This is a genomic window from Candidatus Hydrogenedentota bacterium, assembly GCA_016791475.1.
In the GTDB taxonomy this organism is placed as follows: Bacteria; Hydrogenedentota; Hydrogenedentia; order Hydrogenedentales; family JAEUWI01; genus JAEUWI01.
Map to the genome: position 1 here is coordinate 1 of JAEUWI010000089.1, position 19485 is coordinate 19485.

Annotated in this window: 18 protein-coding genes and 1 pseudogene; 8 read left to right on the forward strand and 11 right to left on the reverse strand. The window is 61.2% G+C overall.

The genetic code is table 11. The features are described from left to right. Together JNK74_27100 and JNK74_27105 are read left to right on the forward strand one after the other, a co-directional pair. The coding region (locus JNK74_27100) for a hypothetical protein (protein MBL7649860.1) at positions 1 to 262 on the forward strand (262 nt) is incomplete at its 5' end. A gap of 134 nt (positions 263 to 396) precedes the next feature. Then, a complete protein-coding gene (locus JNK74_27105) occupies positions 397 to 1737 on the forward strand; it encodes a glycoside hydrolase family 140 protein (protein ID MBL7649861.1) in 1341 nt (446 codons plus the stop codon). A gap of 18 nt (positions 1738 to 1755) precedes the next feature. On the opposite strand, the gene JNK74_27110 is transcribed toward JNK74_27105, so the two are convergent. Beyond that, positions 1756 to 2817, reverse strand: a complete 1062-nt coding sequence (locus tag JNK74_27110; GenBank protein ID MBL7649862.1) for an exo-alpha-sialidase — start codon at positions 2815 to 2817, stop codon at positions 1756 to 1758. A 391-nt stretch (positions 2818 to 3208) separates the two neighbouring features. Continuing rightward, on the reverse strand, positions 3209 to 4228 hold the full coding sequence (locus JNK74_27115; GenBank protein ID MBL7649863.1) for a deoxyhypusine synthase family protein: 1020 nt from the start codon (positions 4226 to 4228) through the stop codon (positions 3209 to 3211). Positions 4229 to 4570: 342 nt separating this feature from the next. Between JNK74_27115 and JNK74_27120 the strand changes: the two genes are divergently transcribed. Next, a complete protein-coding gene (locus tag JNK74_27120; GenBank protein MBL7649864.1) occupies positions 4571 to 5971 on the forward strand; it encodes a hypothetical protein in 1401 nt (466 codons plus the stop codon). Positions 5972 to 6010: 39 nt separating this feature from the next. On the opposite strand, the pseudogene JNK74_27125 reads toward JNK74_27120, so the two are convergent. Continuing rightward, positions 6011 to 6265 (reverse strand): annotated as a pseudogene (locus JNK74_27125) (Txe/YoeB family addiction module toxin). Beyond that, entirely contained in the window at positions 6262 to 6516 is a 255-nt protein-coding gene (locus JNK74_27130; GenBank protein MBL7649865.1) for a type II toxin-antitoxin system prevent-host-death family antitoxin, read from the reverse strand. The pseudogene JNK74_27125 and the gene JNK74_27130 overlap by 4 nt, the downstream one beginning before the upstream one ends. A gap of 182 nt (positions 6517 to 6698) precedes the next feature. Between JNK74_27130 and JNK74_27135 the strand changes: the two genes are divergently transcribed. Further along, positions 6699 to 8003 carry a PQQ-binding-like beta-propeller repeat protein gene (locus JNK74_27135; GenBank protein ID MBL7649866.1) on the forward strand — a complete coding sequence of 435 codons (1305 nt, stop codon included), beginning with the start codon at positions 6699 to 6701 and terminating at the stop codon, positions 8001 to 8003. A 55-nt stretch (positions 8004 to 8058) separates the two neighbouring features. Here the strand turns inward: JNK74_27135 and JNK74_27140 are convergent, their stop codons facing one another. The 6 genes from JNK74_27140 to JNK74_27165 form a co-directional block, all read right to left on the reverse strand. Beyond that, positions 8059 to 9378: an amino acid permease gene (locus JNK74_27140; protein ID MBL7649867.1), complete on the reverse strand. Its 1320-nt coding sequence runs from the start codon at positions 9376 to 9378 to the stop codon at positions 8059 to 8061. Then, positions 9375 to 9704, reverse strand: coding sequence for a helix-turn-helix transcriptional regulator (locus tag JNK74_27145; GenBank protein MBL7649868.1), 330 nt, complete (start codon positions 9702 to 9704; stop codon positions 9375 to 9377). The genes JNK74_27140 and JNK74_27145 overlap by 4 nt, the downstream gene beginning before the upstream one ends. A gap of 59 nt (positions 9705 to 9763) precedes the next feature. Further along, on the reverse strand, positions 9764 to 10612 hold the full coding sequence (locus JNK74_27150; GenBank protein MBL7649869.1) for a glycosyltransferase family 9 protein: 849 nt from the start codon (positions 10610 to 10612) through the stop codon (positions 9764 to 9766). Then, complete coding sequence (locus tag JNK74_27155) at positions 10609 to 12075, reverse strand: glycosyltransferase family 39 protein (protein ID MBL7649870.1); 1467 nt, start codon at positions 12073 to 12075, stop codon at positions 10609 to 10611. Before JNK74_27155 ends, JNK74_27150 begins: the two co-directional genes overlap by 4 nt. 256 nt (positions 12076 to 12331) lie before the next feature. Next, on the reverse strand, positions 12332 to 12925 hold the full coding sequence (locus tag JNK74_27160) for a hypothetical protein (protein ID MBL7649871.1): 594 nt from the start codon (positions 12923 to 12925) through the stop codon (positions 12332 to 12334). A 100-nt stretch (positions 12926 to 13025) separates the two neighbouring features. Next, on the reverse strand, positions 13026 to 14069 hold the full coding sequence (locus JNK74_27165; GenBank protein MBL7649872.1) for a glycosyltransferase: 1044 nt from the start codon (positions 14067 to 14069) through the stop codon (positions 13026 to 13028). 280 nt (positions 14070 to 14349) lie between these two features. Here JNK74_27165 and JNK74_27170 point away from each other — a divergent pair, with 280 nt between their 5' ends. Both JNK74_27170 and JNK74_27175 read left to right on the forward strand, forming a co-directional pair. After that, the gene (locus JNK74_27170; protein ID MBL7649873.1) at positions 14350 to 15231 is read left to right on the forward strand and encodes a sulfate adenylyltransferase subunit 2; all 882 of its coding nucleotides are present in this window, start codon (positions 14350 to 14352) and stop codon (positions 15229 to 15231) included. 75 nt (positions 15232 to 15306) lie between these two features. Then, positions 15307 to 17097, forward strand: a complete 1791-nt coding sequence (locus JNK74_27175; protein MBL7649874.1) for an adenylyl-sulfate kinase — start codon at positions 15307 to 15309, stop codon at positions 17095 to 17097. Positions 17098 to 17219: 122 nt separating this feature from the next. Here the strand turns inward: JNK74_27175 and JNK74_27180 are convergent, their stop codons facing one another. Further along, on the reverse strand, positions 17220 to 17570 hold the full coding sequence (locus tag JNK74_27180) for a DUF2200 domain-containing protein (GenBank protein ID MBL7649875.1): 351 nt from the start codon (positions 17568 to 17570) through the stop codon (positions 17220 to 17222). Positions 17571 to 17950: 380 nt separating this feature from the next. Here JNK74_27180 and JNK74_27185 point away from each other — a divergent pair, with 380 nt between their 5' ends. Together JNK74_27185 and JNK74_27190 are read left to right on the forward strand one after the other, a co-directional pair. Beyond that, positions 17951 to 18631: a transposase gene (locus JNK74_27185; protein ID MBL7649876.1), complete on the forward strand. Its 681-nt coding sequence runs from the start codon at positions 17951 to 17953 to the stop codon at positions 18629 to 18631. 376 nt (positions 18632 to 19007) lie between these two features. After that, positions 19008 to 19436, forward strand: a complete 429-nt coding sequence (locus JNK74_27190) for a hypothetical protein (GenBank protein ID MBL7649877.1) — start codon at positions 19008 to 19010, stop codon at positions 19434 to 19436. The last annotated feature ends 49 nt before the right edge of the window (positions 19437 to 19485 follow it).

Here is a 19485-nt window from a genome sequence, read left to right on the forward strand (position 1 = left end):
CGAAGGTGAAGGCGAAGGTGAAGGTGAAGGTGAAGGTGAAGGTGAAGGTGAAGGTGAAGGCGAAGGTGAAGGTGAAGGTGAAGGTGGAGGCGAAGGTGAGGGTGAGGGTGAGGGTGAAGGTGAAGGTGAAGGTGAAGGCGGGGGATGTTCCATCGAAGTGAAACGCGTTGCCGAACGGTACTTTGGAGACTTACTGCTGCTCGGCATGGCCCTCGCGGCACTCCTCGTTTGGCGGCGTATTCCCGGAGGTGACCGTCCCTAGTGGGTTAAGTCCATGAGTTGGTCGAAGATATTTCCGCGGCCCATCGCAGTCGTGGCGGTGATGCGTCGCAGTTTCGGAGCAGTACAATGATGAAAGCGAGTAGTAGCCTCGGGCGCTCCTGGCTCGGAGCAGTCTTGGTTGTCCTGTGTGCAGGTGTTGCCCGGGCCGAGGGGCCACTTCCCATCAAGGTCAGCGAGAACGGTCGTTACCTGGTCCATTCGGACGGTACCCCCTTCTTCTATCTGGGCGATACGGCCTGGGAGTTGTTTCATCGTCTGAATCGTGAAGAGGCGGAACGCTATCTGGTCAATCGGGCGGAGAAGGGCTTTACCGTAATACAGGCCGTGATTGCTTCCGAACTGGACGGGATCGCAACCGGCAACGCCTACGGCGACACGCCCTTTCATGATCTGGATCCCTCACGGCCCAATGAAAATTTTTTCGCCCATGTGGACTGGATCGTTAAACGGGCTGCCGCGCACGGGCTCTATATGGCGCTTTTGCCCAGCTGGGGGAATTGGGTGGGAACCGCAACCGCGGAGCAAGGGCTGTCCAACTTCTTTCACGAAGGCAACGCTCGGGCCTATGGAAGATTCCTCGCGGATCGCTACAAAGCCAAACCCGTCATCTGGGTGCTCGGCGGCGACTGCCTTCCCGCCGGCGGTATGGCCGCATGGGATGAGATGGCCGCTGGAATCCGCACGGCGGTGGGGAATGACCAACTCATCACCTATCACCCGAGTATCGGCTACGATACTGATCTACACGGTAAAACGTGGCTGGATTTCAACATGCACCAGAGCGCCCACGCCTCTGACACGATGAATTACGACGCCATCGCTCGGGACTATGCGCTGAAACCCGCCAAACCCTGCATGGATGCGGAGCCGGCCTACGAGTTTCCGCCGGACGCCATGCCCGTCGGCATTGAGGTCGGCGAGGTTCAAATTCGGCGCCTGGCCTACTGGGGACTCTTTGCGGGCGCACACGGCCACTCCTACGGCACCCATCCCATCTGGCAAATGTACGACGTGGGACGCGAGCCGCTTTGGCACGTCGTCACCCCCTGGCACCAGGCGTTGGATCTGCCCGGCGTGAAGCAACTCGTCTATGTGAAGCGGCTGATGTTGAGCCGACCCTTTCTGACGCGTATTCCCGATCAGAGTGTGATCCTATCGGAGAATCCCGGCGGGATTGAGCACATCCGGGCCACGCGCGACGGCAGCCCCGGTGCGAACAACGCGACGTATCTCATGGTCTACTTTCCGAAGCACAATCGCGCCACGATCAACACCGCGCTTGTCGCGGGGGAATCGCTCCAGGTGACTTGGTATAACCCGCGCAATGGCGAAGCCAGCAAGGTTGGTGAAATGCCCAACAAGGGCACGATGGGACTCGAACCGCCCACCAACGCCGAGGGCGAAGACTGGGTACTCATTGTGGACGATGGCAGGAAAGGTTATTGCGTGCCTTGAGGCGCTTTCCGATTCGTGTCAGTCCTCGGGACGCCAGACTACCAATTTCGTCTTCGCTCCCTCCAAAGCGCCTTCGGGGTGATCCACCTGATAATACATCGTTGCAATGGAGCCATATTTCAATTGCACCGAGCTGGGATAGCCGTTGTCGCCGTACTTCACCTCCTCCGCGAGTTTTACTTTGGTTGCAGGATCCCAGGTGCGCCCGCCGTCCCGGCTCAGAATCGCCTCGACGCCACGGGGAGTATTGCGCTGGCCGTAGGTGAGCAACACGCGACCATCCGACAATTCGATTAGGTCGGCGGGGTGCTCGTGGTCCGCCGTAATGCGAACGGGCGTACTCCAGTTGCGTCCCTGATCGCTGGACTCAATGAGTTCCAGGTAGCGCCCCACCTCCGAGCGCATCGCAGCGAGAACGCGCCCGTCGCGAAGCACGACGATACCCGTCTCGTTGAAATGCTCGCCGAGGAGCGTGGGATCACCCCAGATTAAGCCGCTGTCGGTCGAGCGGAAGAGCCAACTCTCATGGCCGCGATCGCCCGGAAAGCTGAAATAAACCGCCATCAGGGCCGTACCGTCGGCGAGCTGTACGATCTTGCCGTAGGGCGAGCCCGACATTCCGTCTCCGGCCTCCTTCGTGTATAGCGCCGCAATCCCCTCACTCCGCGCTGGCTTGCTCCAGGTCTTGCCGTTGTCCGTGGAGCGCATCGTGTGCACGCCTTCATTGCGCTGACCGGTCTTCTTCGGCTCGCCGCCGCTTGACTCGTATTCCCAGGTGATTATCGTGAACGCGGCAACGATGGTCCCGTCCGCGAGTTGCCCCAAGCCCGGATTGCGATCATCCGTCGGTCCGTTCACCAGCACACTCGGACCGCTCCAGGTCTTTCCTCCATCCGCTGAACGCAACAGATCGAGCCGCCCTTCCTGCCCGCGATGGGCCGCGCCACCGCGCACCACGCCCAGTAGCTCGTCATTCTGCAGGCGGATCAACACCGGGAAGTGCCCACCGCCCTCCACCAGCGTCGCGTGGTGCATCGGGGCGGAGACGAGAACAAGCATGGATAAAAGAAGAGCGTTCAAGATAGGCATCCCTCATTAGAAGTATAAAATGGGTTCTTGTGGACCATCTGAAGTCAGAAAATATTGAACCACGAATAGACACGAATTCACACGAATAAGAAAAGGAGATTTCCATCCTGGGATCGAACTTTCACAGGCCCGCAGCTTGGTGCCCAAAAATCAAAAAGAAAAAATTCTCTCTGAGGTCGCTGAAGTCTATTCCCGTTTCAAATTGCCTCCAGCCGCAGCAATTGCTCTTCTTATTCGTGTGTATTCGTGTCCATTCGTGGTCAAAGCATTTCGTCCTCTGGCCAAAATGTGACAGTGTATTATAGTGGGCAGTCGGGTAAGAATAAAAAGGCCCGTCGCGTTGCGACGGGCCCGACACGTACACTCAAGTGCGTGGCAATGATTATGCCATTGCGCCGATCAGGGCATTCGCTTCCGCCGGATGAGCCTTGCATTCCATCAGCGCGCGCAGCATCAGGGGGGCGACGATGGTCGCGTCCGATTCCACCACGAACATGGGCGTGTCTTCCGTGAGCTTGTCCCAGGTGATCTTCTCGTTCGGCGTCGCGCCGCTGTAGGAGCCGTAAGAAGTCGTAGAGTCCGAGATCTGGCAGAAATAGGCCCAGGGCTTGGCTTCCTGTTCGAGATCGTATTTGATCGAAGGCACCACGCAGATGGGGAAGTCGCCCGCGATGCCGCCGCCGATCTGGAAGAAGCCCACGCCGGGGCCTTCGGAGAGTTCGCCGTAGACGTCATAGAACCACGCCATGTATTCGATGCCGGATTTTGCGATGGACGCGCTGCAATCACCCGTCTTCACATAAGAGGCGAAAATGTTGCCGAAGGTCGAATCCTCGTGGCCGGGAACGACGATGGGGAGCTTGTGATCCGCCGCCGCCAGCAGCCAGCACGCATCGGGATCGCCCGTGCGCTTTTCGGCCTCGATCTGGTTTACCAGCTCATAGAAGTATTCGTGCCACAAGAGGCGTTCGCCCGCCGCCGTCGCCGCCTTCCAACGCGGTACGATGTACTTTTCCACCACGCGAAAGGCTTCGTCTTCGGGGATGGACGTGTCCGTCACCCGGCGCATCCGATCCTCCAGAATCCGCGTGTCGTCTTCCTTCCGCATGTAGCGGTATTCGGGGAAATCCTTGTAATGTTCGTGAGCGACCAGACGGAAGAGGGACTCTTCCAGGTTCGCACCCGTCACCGAGAGGCCATGGATCAGGCCCGCGCGAATGGCCGGGGCCAGCGTGATGCCGAGCTGCGCCGACGACATGGCGCCCGCGACGGCCCAAAACATTTTGCCGCCGCCCTCCACATGCCGCCAATAGGCCACCAGCGCGTCCCGCGTGGCGCGCGCATTGAAATTCTTGTAGTTGCCGAGTACGAACTCGAGGATGGGGAGCTGGGTGGATGGCACGGCGGTGTTCCTTCTTCGGAGACATCTATGGGGGTTACGTTTTTGAAGCGCCAAGGCACCGCTGCTCGTTCGGTGCCAGGACGGATTCGCTATTTTACAACATTCCGAGACCGACAATCGATTGCGACGGCACGCGACCAATTCGCCGGTATTCCAATAGGAAAAGTGCAACCACAAAGAACGCAAAGAACACAAGGAGAGCATTTATGGTCAGAGAGATATATAGAACGACAAGTTGTCTCGTCTTTGCGCTCATTGCGTTCTTTGTGGTTCAATCTCTTCACGTTTCGGGCGGCAAATGCGCCACCAACCTGTGAGATACAAGTGCTGAGGGTTTCGCATATGTTCATCCGCTCTATCGTCCTGTTTGCGTGTCTGTCACTGCCCGTCATCGCGCAAGACACCGCCTACCGCGTCGCCGCCGCCAAGGGCCCCTACTTCCTGTGCGACGACCGGGTTACCGAAGATCGCTGGATGGTTGAGCGTTTCGCCGCGCCCCTGGTGAAGCATCCGAACAATCCGCTCATTACGAAGACCGGGGAGTGGGAGGGGAGCGGTCCGCACATGGGCGGCTCGGCGCTTTTCGATCCCGCCGACAACCTCTTCAAGATGTGGTACACCGTGTTCAACCGCCACAACTACGACAACCGCCTGCCTTTCTCCTACAACGTGGCCTACGCCGAATCCGACGATGGCATCACCTGGCGCAAGCCCGCCCTGGGCGTATTCGAGCATCCCGCCGATCCGCAGAATAATCTCATCAAACTCGGCACTGATAAGACGCAGAACATCGACGTGATGCTCAACCCGAAGCCCGGCGAATACCCCGGCAAGTTCCTCGCCATTCACAACCAGAAGGGCGGCGTGTTTGTGTCCCACTCCGAGGATGGCAAGTCCTTCACGTTTCTTCAGGAGGCGGCCGCCATCGCCTACCACAGCGATACCCACAACAATTTCGTCTTCGACGAAGTGCGCAACAACTGGCTCATCTTCTGCCGACCCCGCGCCTATGCGGGCGATCACAAGCGCCGCGTTTCCATGCAGCGCAGCGACGATCTTAAGGCCTGGAGCCACGAGCGCGGCATCCTCATTCCCGACGAAGCCGAGCGTCCCGAGTACTACGGCATGACCGTCTTTCGGCTCAATGACCTCTTTTTCGGCATGCGCCAGAGCTATGACCGCGCCGACGGACTTCTCTATGCCGAGCCCGTGTGGAGCAGCGACGGCGAGCACTGGGACGCCATCGGCACCCACCCCGCCATGCTACCCCTTGGTCCGGAGGGCGCCTGGGACGCGGGCATGGTGCTCCTCGCGGAAAGTCCGGTGATCGTGGGCGACGAATTGCGCTTCTACTACGGCGGCTTTGCGAAATCCCACAACGAGCCCGAGAACCCCTGCGCCATCGGCCTCGCGACGGCGGAGCGCGATCGCATTGTGGGCCTACGCCCGAGCGGGGAAGAACCGGGCTACGTGCTGACCCGCCCCTTCGTCGTGCCCGAAGGGGCGTCGCTCACGGTAAATGCCACCGTGAGCGAAGGCGGCACGCTGCGCGCGGAACTCCGCACCGACAACAACAAGACCGTCGATGGCTTCACCCTGGACGACTGCACGCCCGCGAGCAAGAGCGGCTTCGCGGAGTCCGTCATCTGGGGCGAGAAAAAACTGGATGCCGTCGCGGGCCAGGAACTTCGCCTGCGGTTTGAGCTGAAAGGCGCGGCGATTTTTACCTACAGCGTGGAGTGAGATGCCAACGCGCGGGAAGCCGTCCTCCCATCATGCACGTCAGTAGTGATAGCGGCACTGCGCGATATAAATGATATCTGCTTCGACGCGGTATACCAGTCGGTGCTCTCGGTCAATACGCCGCGACCAGTAGCCAGACCAATTGTGGCGCAGTGGCTCAGGTGAACCAGCGCCATCGAAGGGCGTTCTTGCAATTTCGCGAAGCAGGCTATTGATACGCTTCAGCATGGACCTGTCATGGTTCTGCCAATGCACCTAGTCATTCCAGGCATTTCCATCCCAGCAAAACTTCATTCTTCGAGCAGTTCATGAATCGTGCCCTCACCCTTTGATAGCGCCGCGATGGACTCGTCGAGACGCTGGGCATTGCGGGGGCTGGCCATAAGATAGGCTGTCTCCTCGTAGGCATTGTAGTCTTCCAGCGACATGAGAATCGCTGGCTTGCCAGAGGCACGGGTCACAAGGAGTGGAGCATGATCATCGTTGACCCGATCTAGGTATTGGGGCAAGTTTTCTTTAAGCGCACTGACGTCTACAGTGTTCATGGGCTTATCTCCTGATAGCAGGCCCTTATAATAACCAGCGCCTTGCACCATGTAAAGTAACTCCTCCAAAGAGACACGTGGGCGATGCGCTTGCAGTACACGCCCCAATTTGCACGCCCCGCATCGCATTCTGTATAGTCAAACGAATGTTCAGCACCTAGAACTCCCAAGGACATCCACCCATGAAGCACCTCACTTACATGTCCATCCTGGCGACCGTCGCCCTCGCAACGCTTCCTGTTATGGCCGCCCAATGGCCCGCGTGGCGCGGCCCCAACGGTGATGGCATCGCGGCCGAAGGCAATCCACCCACCACGTGGAGCGAGACGGAAAACGTGAAGTGGAAGACCGCGCTCCCCGGCGAAGGCCAGTCCACGCCCGTGATCTGGGACAACAAGATCTTCATCCAGTCCGCGGTCGCGCTGGGCGAAGAGCCTCCGGTCGAAGAGGCCCCCAGTGGTCGTCCCATGTCCAAACCCGCGACAGTACCCTATCGATTCGTGGTGCTCTGCGTGGACCGCAACACCGGCGCCATCCTCTGGGAGCGCGCCGTCCTCGAAGTCCAGCCCCACGAAGGTCTTCACACCACGGGCACCTATGCGCCCTACTCGCCTGTCACCGACGGTACCCACGTCTGGGCCAGTTTCGGCTCCCGTGGGGTCTACTGTTTCGATCTCGACGGCAACGAAAAATGGCGCGTCGACACCGCGCCGTTGAAGATGGCGGGAACCTTCGGCGAAGGCAGTTCGCCGCTTCTCGTGGGTGATTCCCTCGTCATCCTCGCGGATCACGAAGCCGGTTCCCGCATATTCGCGCTGAACAAAGACTCGGGCGAGAAGCTCTGGGAACAGAAGCGCGATGAAGAGAGCTCCTGGTCCTCGCCTGTCGCCGCGAAAGTAGGAGATCGCTGGGAAGTCATCACCGCTGCCTCCGCTTTCATCCGCAGCTACGACGCCGCCACGGGCGAACTCGTCTGGCAGTGCAGCGGCCTCACGGGTTGCGCCGCGCCGTCCCCCGTGGTCTACGACGGCAAAGTCTTTTGCACGACGGGCTTCCAGGGCGACGCGATCATGGCCATCACCCTGGGACGCACCGGCGATCTTTCGGGTACCGACGCCGTCTCGTGGAATGTGGACAAGGGTGGCGCCATTGTGCCCTCGCCCCTCGTGGCGGACGGTCGGCTCTACGTGATCCAGGGCTACAAGCCCCAGCTCTCCTGCCTCGATGCGAAAACTGGAACCTTCCTCTATGAGAGCGAACGCCTCAGCGGCCTCCAGAGCATCTACGCATCACCCCTCGCCGCCGGCGGCCACATTTATATTCCCGATCGCAAGGGATTGACCGCCGTGCTCAAGTCGTCGGAAAAGCTGGAGGTTGTCGCCACCAACACCCTCGATGGTGTGCTGGACGCCTCGCCCGTGGCCATTGGCAACGAACTTTATCTCCGCAGCCGCACCCACCTCTACTGCATCGCAGAGAAGGGTTGAAACCGCTGAGCAGACGCCATTCGGGGCTGTCGGCCCGCCGCATTTGCGGTTAAGCTCAACGGGTCGCGCCCATACCGAAAACCCGCTGGCCCAAAGCCCGCGCGATCAGGCCCCCGGCAATCAGGCCAAGACCGGCCATCCAGATTGCAGGCTCCACCCAGAAGGCCAGAAAGACACAGGCAGCCAGCCCGCCCCAGGCCCAGAGGGGGGAATAGAGCCGATCTTCCTTCGGCAGCCGCAGGGCCGCCAGGTTGTTGATTGCGTAGTACACCAGCACCGTGAAGGCGCTGAAGGACCAGGTCGTCTTTACGCTGCCGAGGAGCGCCAGACCGGCGATGCCAAGGCCCACCATCCACACCGCCGCCACCGGTGTGGCGCTGCCCGCGTGAATCGCGGCAAACAACTTCGGCGCATCGTGCCGTCGCGCCATGGCCAGCAGCACCCGCGACAATCCCAGAATTAGATTGAGCAGTACGCCCAGCATGGCCGTCACCGCGCCAAGGCCAACCAGCCAGGCCACGCCCGGCCAGGCATGGGCCGAGGCCACGACTTCCAGCGGGGCCGCCGCCGCTTCCACCGCATCGCTCATCGCCGGGGCGCCCGCCGACGCCACCGCCGCCAGCGCCAGCAGAATATAGATCGCCGCCGAAGCGAAGAGCGTGGTGACAATGGCTCGGGGGATGGTCCGCCGGGGATCATGGACCTCCTCACCCATCGTGGCGATGCGCCCATAGCCTGTGAAGGCCACAAACATGAGGGCCGTGGCCTGAAGAAAGGCCGCGCCGGGGTCACGACCCGAATTCACACCGCCGAAGAAAGGGGCAAGGTTCCCGGCGCCATTCCGCAGCCCAGCCGCCGCCACGCCCACGATGAAGGCGAGCAACGCGCCGATGGTGATGGAAACGATCAGGGTATTCGCCGTATTTGAGCGCTTAATGCCGCCCGCCGTTAATGCGGTAAGCACCAGTACCGCGCCGACCGCCAGGCCGATGCGCGCGCCGCCTTGGTCCAACCCCGCCAGGTGCAGGGCATAACCCGCGAAGCCCAGCGCTGCCGTCGCCGCCGAGGCCGTCTTCGCGCAGAGAAACATCCAGCCCGCCGAGAAGCCCGCCGCGGGGGTCAGGAGGCGATAGCCATATTCATAAGCGCCACCGCTCACTGGATGTGCCGCCGCGAGTTGCGCGCTACTCAGGGCGTTGCACGTGGCCACCAGCGCCGCCAGCGCCGTGGCGAGGACCACCGAGGGGCCCGTGACACCCGCCGCAATGCCAATACTGACGAAGGCGCCCGTACCCAGGATGGAGCCGAGTCCCATCAGCGTGGCCCCAAAGAGGCCAAGTTCGCGGCGGAGTTCTGGAGCTGTGGTGTTGGTCATGGTTCTTTCCGAAGTCGTGTTTCGCCCACCAATTCGCCCATTTGCGCCTGAACCACCTCCAGCACCGCGGCCCCCGCTTCCGTGAGACGATAGGCGCGTGCGGCTTTGGGGCCGGAACCCGCGACGGTGGAGGAGAGCCAGCCGTGCTCCTCCATGCGCGCCAGGAGCGGATAGAGGGTCCCGGGGCTCGCGTCGTAGCCGTGGTGCCGCAACTCTTTGAGCATCCAGTTGCCCACGACGGGCCCCTCGGCGGCATGGTGGAGGATGTGTATCTTCCAGAAGGCGAGAAGAATCTCGCGATTGACGGTTTTCATATCGGGCTGCATAACGACAATCGTAAACGAAAACCGTAATAAATGTCAAGCCATCTCAAAGCGCGGGGGCGTTAGAAGCCCGATCCCGCGCGCAGGGCGTTCGCCGCCCCGAATACCCCGTCGAGATCCGGCCAAACGCCGCACCCGCCGAGCGCCCGAACGCACGGGCCGGCCGGTCGCCAGAGCCTCGGATTCGTTGGGCCGAAAATGGCCACGGTGGGACAGCCCGTCGCCGCCGCGAGGTGACTGATCCCGCTGTCGTTGCCCACGAAGAGTCGCGCGCCCGCAAGCACCCCCGCGAGCTCCACCAGCGGCATCGGCGGCAGCGCATTGGGTCGGGAAGGCCATTCCTCCTCCGCCGGGCCCAGGCACCACGCGACGCGGCAACCCGCTGCTTCCAATTGGCCCGCCAATGCTTCAAAATTTGCCAGGGGCCAATTCTTGGATCGGCTGCCGCTACCGGGCTGAATGAGCACGTCGACCTCGCGTCGGCCCCGCTCAAAGGGTGCCTGAAAAGGAAGAGAAACCGCGGTATCCGAAGCGCATGCGTACCACTCGGCGGCATGTCGGTCCCATGCTCCCGGGGGGATGCCGGGAGCGCAGCGGACCGCCGAGATCCCCGAGCGCATCAAACCCGCCGCGATCTTGCCGTCATGATCCGCCATCCAGACCAGAGCCCGATCAAAACGCGCGGCAAAGGCCCGAAAGCGCCCATTCGGCTCGCTGAAGACGCTGGCAAAGCCCGTGCTCTCCAGATCGTACACCGCATCCGCGATACCGGCGGCCCGGGCCAGCGCCACGCGCTCGGGGAGGCCCGCGACCTCAATGGATACGGAGCGGGCGAGCGCGGAGAGGGCGGGAAAGGTACAGATGAAGTCGCCCACGCCGCCCGTGTGGACCACCAGAAGTCTGCTTTTCACGGCGCTTGCGCCCCGGCGATTTCGTAGATAGTCACGCGCCCACCGGGCCAGGGTTCAAAAGACTGAAGGTGGGTCAGGTCGGCGGGTGCGTTGGCGGGGTCGAGCAAAGGCCGCAAGGGCGGGGCCATAGCCGCCGTGTAGCGTTCATCCACGACAAGATAGCGCGCGCCCGCCGCCCGTGCCCGGTTGAGCATCGCCTCCAGACTCTCACCCTCCGCCGGGCCGGTCGAGGGCATCCCCGCATAGAATCCCACCTGGGGCTTTCGCGTAAAAATCAGGCCGTGCGCCAGGTTTTCCGACATCCATTGTCCCGCGAGCTTGTACTCGCGCGGTTCACGGGGGAGTCGGCCGAGGTGCTCCGAGCCAATGGTTATCGCGGCTTGAACCGCTTGGAAAGCGATTATCGCCAGCAGGGGAATCAGCCGGAGCAGCCGCGCGCCGTGATCGGCCTGGGCGAGGCGGGCGGAGGTCAGCACGATTCCCGACGCCGACCAGAGGGAAAAAACGATCAGCGGGGCCATGAGATAGCGGGGGGCGGGGGAGAGGACAAATAGACTCACCGCCCACTGGGCGAAAGCGAAGAGCAGCACGCAGCATTCAAGCCGGAAGTCCCGGGGCCGCTGTCTCGGCAGAAGGAATCCCGCGCCCAGAAAAAAGAACAGCACCGGTCCCAGCATGACGGGGACGACATTGCTGAGGGTCTCTACGCCCGTGTGGGCGAAACGCACCCAGTCGAACTCCGCGAGGATGAACCCGACCCGGTAATTCGCCGTAGCCCGGCCCGCCAAAGCCTGATTGAAGGCCGTGCTGGCCATGATGAACAGCGCGAAAACAATCGCAAGCGGGGCCAGACGCCGCGCTGAAGCGCGGTCCGGGGGCCAGAGGAGGATGGCCACGGCGGGGGCCGCGCACATAAAGAGAAACAGGCCCTCCGGCCGGGTGAGGCTCAGCGCGCAGAACGCCGCCGCGCCGCCATACAGCGCCCAACCGCCCCGGCGCGCGCCCCGGACCAGCAGGTACACGGCCGTGAGCCAGAGCAGCGCCGCGAGCGATTCCGTGGAGACGCTGCACCCATAGTCCGCCAGCCAGGGCCACAGGGCCACGACCAGGCCCGCGACGCGCGCCGTGGATCGACCGTGAATTTCACGGGCGAGAAGATAAACCGGGATCACCAGGAGCGTGGCGGCGGCGAAGGACACCAGCCGGCACCCCCACTCCAGATCGGCCAGGGGCAATTTGGAGAACAGCGCGCCGAGCAGGGGATAGAAGGGGGGGATCTTGGGGTCGTGTCCCAGGAAAATCCCCGACGCAAAGGAGGCGGCGGTTTCCACGTAGTGAATGGCGTCCGCCGTGTCCAATACGCGGGGCACCGCGATCAAAAAGAGCAGCCGATACGCGAATGCGAGTCCCGCAAGCTGCGCAAGGTCCCGGCGAAGTTCATGTGTGGGTGGTGGAGGATTCACGCCGTGATGCTACGTGACCCAGGCGCCGCGATGCAAAAACTCGCAGGGACCGCGTCGCTCCCCGCGCCGAGCCTGCCGGAATCCCCCATTGTTTTAGGCGCCGCTTTGGCCGAGCGCGATAGACTGAATCGGCGCGGCTGTACTGCAGTTTGACGTCGTGGCGCGTTCGCCTTTTTCGGTGGTCGATCAATGCGCCCGAAAACAAAACTCGCCCCCCGGATGCCGGGGGGCGAATCGAAGTTCTTCGACAACTGAACTACGGCTGCTGCAAGGTAAGCCGCGTATATACCGTCAGCGTGGCGGTCGTGTTGAAGCGGATATCCCCCGCGGGCTGGTCGCCCTCAAAATGCAGCGTCGGCGCACCGCAGTCGCCATCTTCCAGATCGTTCAGCAGGTCCACCGGTTCGTCCTGCGTCAGATCAAAACTGCCGCCCAGGCCCTGCGAATCCGAAGCCTCGCCCAGGGGCAGGGGGGAAGCGCCCAGAAAGATCAGCTTCAGGTCCGAGTCGGTGAAGGAATCAAAGTCCCCTTCCGTGGCGGTCACGGTGACCTTGGTCAGTTCCACACCCGTGATGTCCACCAGATCGGCAACCAGATCCCCGCCAAACTGCCGGATAAGGGCATCCAGCTCTTCCTCGCTGAACAAGTCGCAGAAGGCTCCCACCGCGATATTCACGTCGCCGTCGGCCTCATTCGCCGCAACGATCGCGGAATTCTGAATCAGCGGTACCGTCACTTCAATGGGCAATTCGAGCCCATTGCAGCCCGAAAGACCGCTCAGCGCAATCCCGACCGCCACTGCGCCAACGGCCATCGCGCCTGCCTTGCGAAAGCTTGAAAACTGAATCATCGGAAAAATCTCCAGGTAGTTGTCGGCGGTCTGGCACCAGCGCCAGCGCATATGTGACACAGTACCACGCATCGGAGGGACCATTACAGTCGCGCCCGGCTCAACCCGCCTTCAGCGTGGAGAGGACCTTCCACATGCTCTTGTCCCAGGAGAAACGCGCCGCAATCTGCGTGCCCGTGTGAATCCGCTTGGAACGCAGGTGCTTCTCCTCGGAGAGGATGCGCTTCAGCGACTGAAAAAATGCGTCGAGGCTCTCCCCATTAAAATAGATCGGCGCATCGCCCGCCACCTCCATCACCCCCCGGGAGCCCGCCGCCAGCACCGGAACACCCGCCGCCATGGCCTCCAGCACCCGCAGCCCACTGCCGTCGTCCGGCGCGGGATAGAGGAAGAAGTCCGATTCGCGATAAAGACCGGCCAGGTGCGAGTCGGGGCACTGCTCCACACGCACCACACGGGGCCCCCAACTGTCCGGCTCGTCCGGCAGGGTCGGCCCCACGATAACCTGGGTCTGGGGGAACTCGTCCTTCCGCTTTTCCATCGCCTCCCGCACCGTGTGGAGCAGGGGCGCCGTCAGCGGGTCAAAAAACATCACGATGTACGGCTTCTCCACCACCGAGATGGTCGGTTTGGACAAATTGGGGGAAACCCCCGGCGGCGCAACGATGATCTTCTCCATCGGCGCCTCGAAAAGCTCCAGGCAGCGTCGGCGGACGTGCTCCGTCGGCGCAATGATGTGGCGCGCCGTGGCGCAGGCCCGCTTTGTGTTCTTGAAGCCGGGAGCGTTCGCCCCGCCCCGTTCCCAGGGCGAAAGGTCCAGAGCGACCAGAATCTGGGGCACCGGAGGCTTCAGGCACGGCGCCTGGATGGACGACAACACGAGCTCGATGCCATTCTGCTGGATCGCGCTTTCCAGAGCATTCCCCCCTCGGCGCAGGAGCGCCTGAAGCCCCCCCGAAGGCCGCTCCACCGGGATACCAGGCATGCCCGGCATCGCCGAAGGATACTCCGCGTCGTGGAGGCAGGAAAAGGTGAGATCGTGCTTCGCGCCCTGGATCGGCGTGATGATCTGGGAAAGATAGCGGATCACATGGTGGGGGAAGGGGACCGATTCCGCGGGTAGCGTGTTAATGCCGATATGCATAAGGCCGGGTAACTTGACTCCAAAAATCCGGTGAGGACGGGCGCGCCGCCCTGCCGGCCGCGCGATGCCCCCTATACTACACCAACGAGCCGCCGAATGCACTGAAGCCTTCGTCGCGCCATAGAATACCTCCGCGCCGCCATGGTAGAATAACCGCTTGCCCGGACCCGGAATGCCCGCCGCGCCGCTTGTCGCCAACTCGGGCGGGACGCCCCCCTGTTCATTCCCCGTGCGGACGCGCCAGCGAATGGCGGCCCCAATGTAGTGAGGAAGTGTTTCGATGAATCAGCTTGACCAACTTGAATCCAAGAGCATTCACATCCTTCGCGAGGCCTATCGCGAGTTCAAGAGCCTGTGCATGCTCTGGTCCATCGGCAAGGACAGCACGGTGATGCTCTGGCTCGCGCGCAAGGCCTTCTTCGGCCATTGCCCCCTGCCCCTCGTGCATATCGACACCTCCTACAAGATCCCGGAGATGATCGCTTATCGCGACCGCCTGGCCCTCGAGTGGAACCTCAACATGGTCGTCGGTCAGAACAAAGAAGCCCTGGCGAAAAAGCAGACCTTCCCCGAAGGCGCCATCACGCGCCTGGAGTGCTGCAAGGCCCTCAAGAGCGAGGCCCTGAAGCACACCCTTTCCGGCGACTGGGAGCGCATGCGCCTCAACCACACCACCGGCAAGTATGAAGTCGACACCAACCGCGAGCCCTACACGGGCGTCATCGTGGGCGTGCGCTCCGATGAAGAAGGCAGCCGCTCCAAGGAGCGTTATTTCTCCCCCCGCGACAAGCAGAACGACTGGGACGTGGACGACCAGCCGCCGGAATTGTGGAACCAGTACAAGACCGACTTCGCTCCCGGCACCCACGTGCGCATTCACCCGCTCCTCGACTGGACCGAGCTGAACCTCTGGGAATACATCCAGCGCGAGAACATCCCCCTCGTGGACCTCTATTTCGATCAGGGCGAAGGCACCCGCTACCGCTCCCTCGGCTGCGGCCCCTGCACCAGTTGCGTCCAGTCCACCTCGAAGAATGTCGCCGAAGTGGTGGAGGAAATTCGCAGCGGAAAGTTCGCCAATATCGCCGAACGCTCCGGCCGCGCCCAGGACAAGGACGACGGCGGCGGCCTCGAAACCCTGCGCCGCGACGGCTACATGTAAGCCGTTCACCCCGAGCAACTTTACACAACGCCAGCATTCAACGGAAAACCCGGGTTATTCATGAGCACAAACGCAATTCTCGAACGCGAACACATGGACGTGGTGATTGTGGGCCACGTGGACCACGGCAAGAGCACCGTCATCGGCCGCCTCATGGCCGACACCAACTCCCTGCCCGAAGGCAAGCTGGATCAGGTCAAGGCCATGTGCGCCGCGAACGCCCGCCCTTTTGAGTACGCTTTCCTGCTGGATGCGCTCAAGAATGAACAGGCCCAGGGCATCACCATCGACACCGCCCGCTGTTTCTTCAAGACGGACAAGCGCCACTACATCATCAATGACGCGCCAGGCCACATCGAGTTCCTGAAAAACATGGTCACCGGCGCCGCACGCGCCGAAGCCGCCCTTCTCGTGATTGACGCGGAAGAGGGCGTCCAGGAAAACAGCAAGCGCCACGGCTACATGGTCTCCATGCTCGGCCTCAAGCAGCTCTGCGTGCTCGTGAACAAAATGGACCTCGTGAACTACAGCGAGGAAAAGTTCAACGCTATCAAGTCGGAATACTCCGCCTTCCTCGACCAGCTCGGCGTTCAGCCCGCGTCCTTCATTCCCATCAGCGCCCGCGAAGGCGTCAATATCGCCGCAGGCTCGGAAAAGGAAATGCCTTGGTACAAGGGCGTGACCGTCCTCGGCCAGGTCGACGCCTTCGAAAAGCCTCGGGGCAACGAAAGCAAACCCCTGCGCCTGCCCGTGCAGGACATCTACAAGTTCACCGCCCAGGACGACGACCGCCGCATCGTGGCCGGCAATATCTTCACCGGCACCATCCGCGTGGGCGACAAAGTCCGCTTCCAGCCCTCGGGAAAAGAATCGGTGATTAAGACCATCGAGGCCTTCTCCGCCCCGGAACGCTCCGAAGTTGAAGCGGGCTACGCCACCGGCGTCACCCTCACGACCCAGATCTACATCAAGCCCGGCGAGCTCATGGTCAAAGTCGACGAACCCCAGCCCCGCGTCAGCCGCCGTTTCCGCGTCAACATGTTCTGGATGGGTCGTCCGCCCATGGTTCCAGGCAAGTCCTACAAGCTCAAAGTGGGCGCCGCCTCCGTCTCCGCGCAGCTTGCCGAAGTCATCCAGGTACTGGATGCCTCCGAGTTGACCTCCATTGAAAACAAGCAGCAGATTGATCGCCACGATGTGGCCGAATGCATCCTGGAGTGCACCCGTCCCGTCGCCTTCGACCTGCGCAACGAACTCGAAATGACCGGCCGCGTGGTTATCGTCGATGATTTTGAAATCGCCGGCGCGGGCGTCATCCTGGAAGCCCTCGGCGAGTCCGAATCCGTCATGGCGGAGCACATCCGCGCCCGCGAATTCTCCTGGGAGCGCGGCCTGGTTACCCGCGATGAACGCATCGCCCGCTTCAAGAACGAGGGCCGCCTCATCATCCTCCACGGCGAATACGGATGCGGCAAGCGCCGCGTCGCCAAGCAACTGGAGCGCACCCTCTATGATCGCGGCCACAAGACCTACTACTTCGGCATCTCCAACTACTTCGAAGAGCTCGACCACGACGTTCGCACCCGCGACCGCGCCCGTGAAGAGCACCTGGAGAAGCTCGGCGATCTCGCCCGAGTCTTTGTAGACGAGGGAACTTTGCTTATCACCACGGTGACCGACGCCGACGACTACGATCTCGAACGCCTCAAAATGATGTGTTCACCCACGGATATTTTTGTGGCAAATCTCGGCGAGAACCAGTTCAGCAATTTCCCCATCAACGTTGCCCTGCCCTATCGCCCCGAAATGGACGAGGCCATCGCGGCGATTGTGGCGGAATTGAAAGCGAAGCAAATCATTCGCTGATGCAGCCGGGACTGTCCTGCGCACAAGGCCTCCAGACGCGAAGCCCATGACTTCGTCCGCTCGCGGATACCGAAGATGGGCGGAAGTCGCCCCAGTGCGTGGGACCGTCCCGCGTTTTTCCATTACGAACGCAAAATCTTCTCCATCGCCTTGCCCTTCGCCAGCTCGTCGATCAGCTTGTCCAGATAGCGGATCTCCCGCATCAGCGGCTCCTCGATTTCCTCAATACGAACGCCGCAGATCGTGCCTTTGATCAAAGTTCGCGCCGGGTTCAGCGCCGGGGCCTCCGCAATGAACGTCTCGAAGTCGGTCTGATTCTCCAGCAAGGCATCAAAGGCCTTCCGGCTGTAGCCCGTCAGCCAGAAAATAATCTCATCCACCTCCGCCTTCGTTCGGCCCTTTTTCTCCGCCTTCGCAATGTAATGGGGGTAAACCCCCGCGAAGCTCATCTTGTAAACCCGAGTATTTTTCATACCGCCTGTGTCGCTCCATAAAAGTTCTGCTGGCCCAAGTGCACGCTGATTGTGAACAGTGCGATGGCTGGAGTCAAAATTCACGCCAAACATCCAGAACAAAGTGATTGGCCCCAGATCTGAAAATCGCTAAACAGGGGGTTGACCATTCATGGTCGACACAAGAGAAGCCCGGGGCGCTCAAGGACTCCTGGGGCGTGTACGTCCACAGTGAGTCGCGAAACAATGTGTTCTGCCGCCTCGGCATCACGCCACAGGCCCCAGTTCACTGCTCCTCGTATGGTCCTGCGCTATGTCGACCAGGAATGGTCAACCCCCTGTTGGCGGCGTGTGGAACCTATGCTACTATTTGTTCAGTGGCAAGCCCCTGGGGTAACCGTATGAACGATGACAAGACAAACTTGGACGAGGTTCCTTTTTCGAACCCGGAGCCTTTTCTCACCCACGCGTCTCGCGTGGGTATCCAGGAGCGCCATCTGCCGCACTGGCAGTTGGATGGCGCATTCTACTTCGTAACATCGCGTCTTGTGGATTCGTTGCCTGCAGACAAGCTTCAGGCCTGGCGTACTGAGAAGCAATGTTTCTTACGCGAGCACCCCAGGCCCTGGGACGCCGGCACGCTCGCCTTGTACCGTGAACAATTCCCACAACGCATCGAGCGCTGGCTGGATCAGGGGCGTGGCGCGTGTGTTCTGCGGGATGGACACAACGCGCGGGAAGTCCTGACGGCGGCCCGGCGTTTCGATGGCGAGCGCTGTGATCTGGCATCCCTGGTAGTGATGCCGAACCACATGCACGCCCTTTTTCAATTGCGCGGCGAGACGGATGCGGACCGCCTCGTTGGCGTCTGGAAAGGCGTCTCGGCGCGCGAGATAAATCGTCGCCTGGCCCGGCGTGGGAATCTCTGGCAACAGGAGAACTGGGACCGGATCGTGCGTGGCCTGCCCGACCTCGTCCGGTGCTTCAACTATATCAAGCAGAATCCCGCGATGGCCGGTTTGAGCGATGGTGAATTTCTCTACTACGAAGCGCCCGGATTTCTACCAGAGGCTTTCATATGAGTGCGCAACAGGGGGTTGACCATTCCTGGTCGACACAAGAGGGTCTCTAAGCGCTCAGGCCCACCAAGGCCCTGTAAGTACACAGCGAATCGCGAAACAATGTACTCTGGCGAGTCGGCATCGCGATACAAGCCCCAGTTCACTGCGCACGTCGTGGCGTGCGTTGGGTCGACCAGGAATGGTCAACCCCCTTTGGCGGACGTCTTTCGGCATCGCAAAACCAGTGATCAGCTCTGTACAATTCCAGTTGGCGCATCGGGCGTCGGCAAACTTACTGGTTCCTTAAGGCGGCCTCGTAGGCGTCCATTTCGCCCTTGTAACGTCTTCGCAACAGAGTCGCCAACGCTTCGATCCGCAGAGTTAGAGATTAGAGACGATGAATCAAGATTTGACACAGCATGCTGAATGGCTATGCTCGTTGGACACCGTGAAACCAAAGGCAAACTGCTGCCCGTCCATCGACGAACGCGTGGAAACGCTTACAAGGCGATGGTGCCTTTGTGAGCCTGCGGATACCTATTTGAGAACTTGTATTCCGAATCGCCGGGTTGAACTATCGGTGCATGCCCTGTTCGACGCCGCAACAATAGTTGATGTGAGCACGGATTATTTCGCTCCCGTTTTCAAGCAAGGCTTCCTGGCAATTGCCCACTTCGACTGGGGCGGTGATACGTTTTTTCTTCATCTCGAGGGGGGCTCGGTGCATCTTCTCAGTTTCGGGCAACTAAGCGGCGATCATCTTTTTCACTGCGATATTCCCGACCTCCCCATTACAACTGTTTTGTTCCAGTTGGAATCGGAGTGAATACCCTGTAAGTTAATCACAACCTACGGAGGAATTCACAGTGAAACGT

Bases quoted from the DNA above. Each gene is read 5' to 3' on its own strand.
- JNK74_27185 (MBL7649876.1), top strand. From the start codon at position 17,951: ATGAACGATGACAAGACAAACTTGGACGAGGTTCCTTTTTCGAACCCG.
- JNK74_27120 (MBL7649864.1), top strand. From the start codon at position 4,571: ATGTTCATCCGCTCTATCGTCCTGTTTGCGTGTCTGTCACTGCCCGTC.
- JNK74_27130 (MBL7649865.1), bottom strand. From the start codon at position 6,516: ATGAACACTGTAGACGTCAGTGCGCTTAAAGAAAACTTGCCCCAATAC.
- JNK74_27165 (MBL7649872.1), bottom strand. From the start codon at position 14,069: ATGCATATCGGCATTAACACGCTACCCGCGGAATCGGTCCCCTTCCCC.
- JNK74_27180 (MBL7649875.1), bottom strand. From the start codon at position 17,570: ATGAAAAATACTCGGGTTTACAAGATGAGCTTCGCGGGGGTTTACCCC.
- JNK74_27190 (MBL7649877.1), top strand. From the start codon at position 19,008: ATGAATCAAGATTTGACACAGCATGCTGAATGGCTATGCTCGTTGGAC.
- JNK74_27170 (MBL7649873.1), top strand. From the start codon at position 14,350: ATGAATCAGCTTGACCAACTTGAATCCAAGAGCATTCACATCCTTCGC.
- JNK74_27160 (MBL7649871.1), bottom strand. From the start codon at position 12,925: ATGATTCAGTTTTCAAGCTTTCGCAAGGCAGGCGCGATGGCCGTTGGC.
- JNK74_27140 (MBL7649867.1), bottom strand. From the start codon at position 9,378: ATGACCAACACCACAGCTCCAGAACTCCGCCGCGAACTTGGCCTCTTT.
- JNK74_27145 (MBL7649868.1), bottom strand. From the start codon at position 9,704: ATGCAGCCCGATATGAAAACCGTCAATCGCGAGATTCTTCTCGCCTTC.
- JNK74_27135 (MBL7649866.1), top strand. From the start codon at position 6,699: ATGAAGCACCTCACTTACATGTCCATCCTGGCGACCGTCGCCCTCGCA.